We start from the raw sequence: 4,235 nt of genomic DNA on the forward strand, positions 1-4,235 counted from the left end.
GGCTACGACCGCAGCAGCGTTGGTCTGGTATCTGGTAATCGCCGGCCCGCAAGGCGGCATGGTCGTGCTGCCCAGCACCTTCGACAAACGCGAACAGTGCACCGCCGCCATCACCGAATATCAGAAGCAGCCGACACCGGCCGGCTGGTCGGTGCAATGCGTGCCGAGCGCCTCGCCCTTCACTGACGAGGGCGACGCCGAAGAACCGTCGGCGCAGTAAGCATCAGCGGCGTGCGCTCACCGTCAGCTCCGGCTTCTGGCTGATGGTCTGGAACACCACGCAATAACGCTCGGTCAGCTTCAGCAGCGAGTCTACCCGCTCCTGCGGCTCAGCGGTGTCGAGGTTGAAATTGAGCCGGATGGCGCGAAAGCCGACCGGTGCATCCTTGGCGACACCGAGCGTGCCGCGAAAATCGAGATCGCCTTCGGCCTCCACCGTGGCGGCGCCGAGCTTGAACTCGAGCGCCGTCGCCACCGCCTTGAGCGTCACCCCGGCGCAGGCGACCAAGGCCTCCAGCAGCATGTCGCCCGAGCAGAGTTCAAGCCCTGAGCCGCCTGTTGCCGGATGCAAGCCGGCGATGGCGAGCGCCCTGCCCGTCTCCACCTTGCAGGCAACCGACTGGTCATCGATCGAGCCCTTGGCGCGAAGCGTGATCAGAGCCTGCGAAGCATCGTCACGGTAGGCCTGCTTCAGCGGCGCCTGCATGGCCTTCAGTTCGGTCGCATCCATCCGCTTTTCCCCTTTCGTCGACTGCTTGCGTCACCGGCATACGCCGTCCGGTCGAGATTTGCGCCGATCACCGTGGCAAGGCAATGCCGTTCCGCAACAGGAGACAGCGGTCAACACCGATATCCCAAATGGGACATTGACGGACAAGGTCCCAAAAACGTCTGATCCGGGCAAGTCATCACTCCATTTCCCGGCGGTCCCAAGATGCCCCGTACCCTCTCGACAAGGCCGAAACAGGATGGGTTTCGCGCGCCCGGCGAATTCGAACCAAAGTCAGGCTGCTGGCTGATCTGGCCGGAGCGGCCGGACACCTGGCGCCTCGGCGCCAAGCCCGCGCAAAAGCTGTTCGTGGATGTCGCCGCGGCGATCGCGCAAAGCGAGCCAGTGACGGTGGCGGCCTCCGCTCGCCAGTGGCAGAATGCCCGAGCGCGATTGCCCGGCCATGTGCGTGTCGTGGAGATGTCCACCAACGATTCCTGGTTGCGCGACAGCGGTCCCAATTTCGTCGTCAACGATCAAGGCGGCGTGCGTGGCGTCGATTGGATCTTCAACGCCTATGGCGGTTTTGACGGCGGCCTCTACGCGCCATGGGACCTCGATGATCTGGCAGCGCAAAAAGTGCTCGAAATCGAGAACATGGATCGCTACCGCGCACCGCTGATCGCCGAGGGCGGCGGGTTGCAATGCGATGGCCAGGGCACCCTCATCACGACGAAGCAATGCCTGCTCAACCGAAATCGCAACGCTCATCTCGGCAAGGCCGAGGTGGAACGCCAGCTTGGTGACTATCTCGGCGTCGACACCGTCATCTGGCTGCCGCGTGGCCTTGCCTTCGACGAAACCGACGGCCATGTCGATGACGTCTGCTGCTTCGTGCGTCCCGGCGTGGTCGTGCTGAGCTGGACCGACAATCGGGAGGACCCGCAATATGAGATTGTGCGAGAAGCCGAAGAGGTGCTGCGTTCGGCCCGTGATGCGCGTGGCCGCGCACTGGAGATCCACCGGCTGCCGCATCCCCTGCCGATCGAGATGACGCCGGAAGAAAGCGAGAGCGTGGACCGGCTGGATTCGACCTGGGCGCGACCGGCCGGAAACCGGATCGCGGCGAGCTACATCAACTACTATCCGGGCAACAGCGTCGTGGTGGTACCGCAGTTCGGCTGCGATCTCGATGTGAAGGCCAAGCAGACGCTGGCCGAGCTGTTTCCCGACCACAAGATAGTCGGCATCGAGAACTCGCGCGAGATCTTGCTGGGCGGCGGCAATGTCGCCTGCATCACCTTGCCGGTCTATGCCCCGCAGCGACGCTGAGGGACGACGCATGCCGAAAACAGATAGCGAAAACGGAGGACATTTATGCGCGCTCTGATCTTCTCAACCCTGCTTGCCTGCGGCGTCTGCGCAAATGCGGCTTCGGCTGACGAGGAAAAGATCGTCAACGTCTACAACTGGTCCGACTACATCGCGCCGGACACCGCCGAGAAATTCGAGAAGGAAACGGGCATCAAGGTTCGCTACGATGTCTATGACGGCAACGAGGTACTTGAAACCAAGCTGCTCACCGGCGGCTCGGGATATGACGTAGTCTACCCCTCAGCCTATCCGTTCCTGAAGAACCAGGTGAAGGCGGGGGCGTTCCTGGAACTCGACAAATCGAAGCTTGCCAACCATTCGAAGATCGATCCGCAGGCCTTGGCGCTGATCGCGGGCGCCGATCCGCAGAACCTGCATGCCGTGCCCTATATGGCCGTCACCGACGGCATTGGCTACAACGTCGCCGCGGTGAAGCAGCGGCTGCCGGACGCGCCGACGGATTCCTTCGCCATGGTCTTCGACGTGGACGTGGTCAAGAAGCTCTCCGATTGCGGCGTGGCCATGATCGATGCGCCGGCTGAAGTCATCCCGATGGCGATGAACTATCTTCACATCGACCCCAGATCGACCAGTCCCGACGACCTCGCCAAGGTCGAGGACCTGATGGGCAAGGTGCGGCCCTACATCCGCTATTTCCATTCGTCGAAATACATCAACGACCTCGCCAACGGCGACATCTGCGTGGTGTTGGGCTGGTCGGGCGACATACTTCAGGCAAGGACCCGTGCGGCGGAATCCGTGAAGAAGCTGGAGATCGCCTATTCCATCCCCAGAGAAGGCACGCTCATCAACTTCGATACGATGGTGGTGCCGAAAGATGCGCCGCATCCCGACAACGCCCAGGCCTGGATCAACTTCAATCTGCGGCCCGATATCGCCGCGGCCAATTCCAGCTATGTCTCCTATGCCAATGCGATACCGGAATCCCTGCCGCTGATGGACAAGGCGATAGCCAGCGATCCCGGCGTCTTTCCGCCTGATGCCGTGAAGGCCAAGCTGTTCGTGGTCGACAACAACGACCCAAAGCTGCTGCGATCACAAAACCGCATGTGGACGCGCATCGTGACGGGGCAATAGCGCCGGCGTAAGCCGTCAGGCTCAAGCGGCTTCGCGGAAGGCCGCCAGCAGCTCGACCTGGGAGTGCACGCCGAGCTTGCGGTAGATCTGCTTGATGTGGTTGCGGACGGTGCCGGGTGAGACGGCGAGGCTTCGCGAAATCGTCTTGGCGTTGCCACCCTCGACCAGATGCCGCGCAACCTCGGCCTCGCGCCTGCTCAGCCGCGAGCGTCCGTCACCGATTGCGGCGCCCTTGTCCCGGGAGCGGCACAGATGAAGCAATCTTTGCAGAATGAGCCTTGTCGCGCTGCTTGCCGCGTAAGCCATCTCCAGATCCTGATCGCCAAAGGCCGGTGCCCCGTTTCGCCGCAGGAAGGTGACATAGCCAGCGGTCAGCCCGTCGAGATTGAACACGCCGGTGATCTCGTCGAAACTGTCGGAAGGGCCGAAGAATTCGCGATAGTAGGGGGTACGCTGGAAGTCGCCATTGCGGAGTGCCGACAGCGGCAACAGGAAATCCTGTCTTGTGCTGGCGAACCTCTGGAAGAAGGGATCCTGGCGATACAGTCGTGCATCGTAGTCGCGGTTCCAGCGATCGGGGCCGGCATCGTCGATGGTCAGGGATGTGATGTCTCGACGGTAGAAGCCGACATAGGCGCGGTCGGAGCCAAGCAGTCCGCTCGCCGCCGCTGTGAAGCGAGCGGACAATTCTTCGGGCGTTGCAGCCATGGCCGCGGCGGCGACACCACCGCTCCAGTGTCCAAACCGATCGAGAGAGATGTTCGACTGCATTCCGGCTCACATTAGCGCAAGCCGTTGCAGGTTCAAGACAGCCATTTCCTTTGACTTCGATCCTCTCGGCCATACCTATGCGGGAGTCGTTCTCGCGGAGCCATCATGCCGGTCAAGCTGAAACTGATCTTCCTCATCCTGCCGATGCTTGCCGTCCTGGCGCAGCCCGTCCTGGCTGAAACGGCGGAGCGGCCGGCACCTGCGGGCGGTGTGCTGTCCCTGCTGCCGCCGCCGCAGACCACCAACTATTCGATCACACTGGCCGGGCGCAAGCTGGATTACC

Annotated in this window: 5 protein-coding genes; 3 read left to right on the top strand and 2 right to left on the bottom strand. The window is 62.3% G+C overall.

Annotated elements, in window-relative coordinates; translation table 11 throughout:
* A partial coding sequence (locus EN939_RS23190) for a hypothetical protein (protein ID WP_164751158.1) occupies positions 1 to 220 on the top strand: 220 nt, incomplete at its 5' end.
* Positions 221 to 223: 3 nt separating this feature from the next.
* On the opposite strand, the gene EN939_RS23195 is transcribed toward EN939_RS23190, so the two are convergent.
* Positions 224 to 730: an OsmC family protein gene (locus EN939_RS23195; RefSeq protein WP_127269953.1), complete on the bottom strand. Its 507-nt coding sequence runs from the start codon at positions 728 to 730 to the stop codon at positions 224 to 226.
* A 204-nt stretch (positions 731 to 934) separates the two neighbouring features.
* Between EN939_RS23195 and aguA the strand changes: the two genes are divergently transcribed.
* Both aguA and EN939_RS23205 read left to right on the top strand, forming a co-directional pair.
* The gene (gene aguA / locus EN939_RS23200) at positions 935 to 2,041 is read left to right on the top strand and encodes an agmatine deiminase (RefSeq protein ID WP_127269955.1); all 1,107 of its coding nucleotides are present in this window, start codon (positions 935 to 937) and stop codon (positions 2,039 to 2,041) included.
* 45 nt (positions 2,042 to 2,086) lie between these two features.
* A complete protein-coding gene (locus tag EN939_RS23205) occupies positions 2,087 to 3,181 on the top strand; it encodes a polyamine ABC transporter substrate-binding protein (RefSeq protein WP_127269957.1) in 1,095 nt (364 codons plus the stop codon).
* A gap of 21 nt (positions 3,182 to 3,202) precedes the next feature.
* On the opposite strand, the gene EN939_RS23210 is transcribed toward EN939_RS23205, so the two are convergent.
* Entirely contained in the window at positions 3,203 to 3,952 is a 750-nt protein-coding gene (locus EN939_RS23210) for a helix-turn-helix transcriptional regulator (protein WP_127269959.1), read from the bottom strand.
* Positions 3,953 to 4,235: the final 283 nt, after the last annotated feature.

The sequence above is a fragment of the Mesorhizobium sp. M7A.F.Ca.CA.002.05.1.1 genome (assembly GCF_003998335.1).
GTDB lineage: Bacteria > Pseudomonadota > Alphaproteobacteria > Rhizobiales > Rhizobiaceae > Mesorhizobium.

Excerpts from the sequence above, each read along its gene's own strand:
- EN939_RS23210 (WP_127269959.1), bottom strand. The coding sequence starts at position 3,952 with ATGCAGTCGAACATCTCTCTCGATCGGTTTGGACACTGGAGCGGTGGT.
- EN939_RS23195 (WP_127269953.1), bottom strand. The coding sequence starts at position 730 with ATGGATGCGACCGAACTGAAGGCCATGCAGGCGCCGCTGAAGCAGGCC.
- aguA (WP_127269955.1), top strand. The coding sequence starts at position 935 with ATGCCCCGTACCCTCTCGACAAGGCCGAAACAGGATGGGTTTCGCGCG.
- EN939_RS23205 (WP_127269957.1), top strand. The coding sequence starts at position 2,087 with ATGCGCGCTCTGATCTTCTCAACCCTGCTTGCCTGCGGCGTCTGCGCA.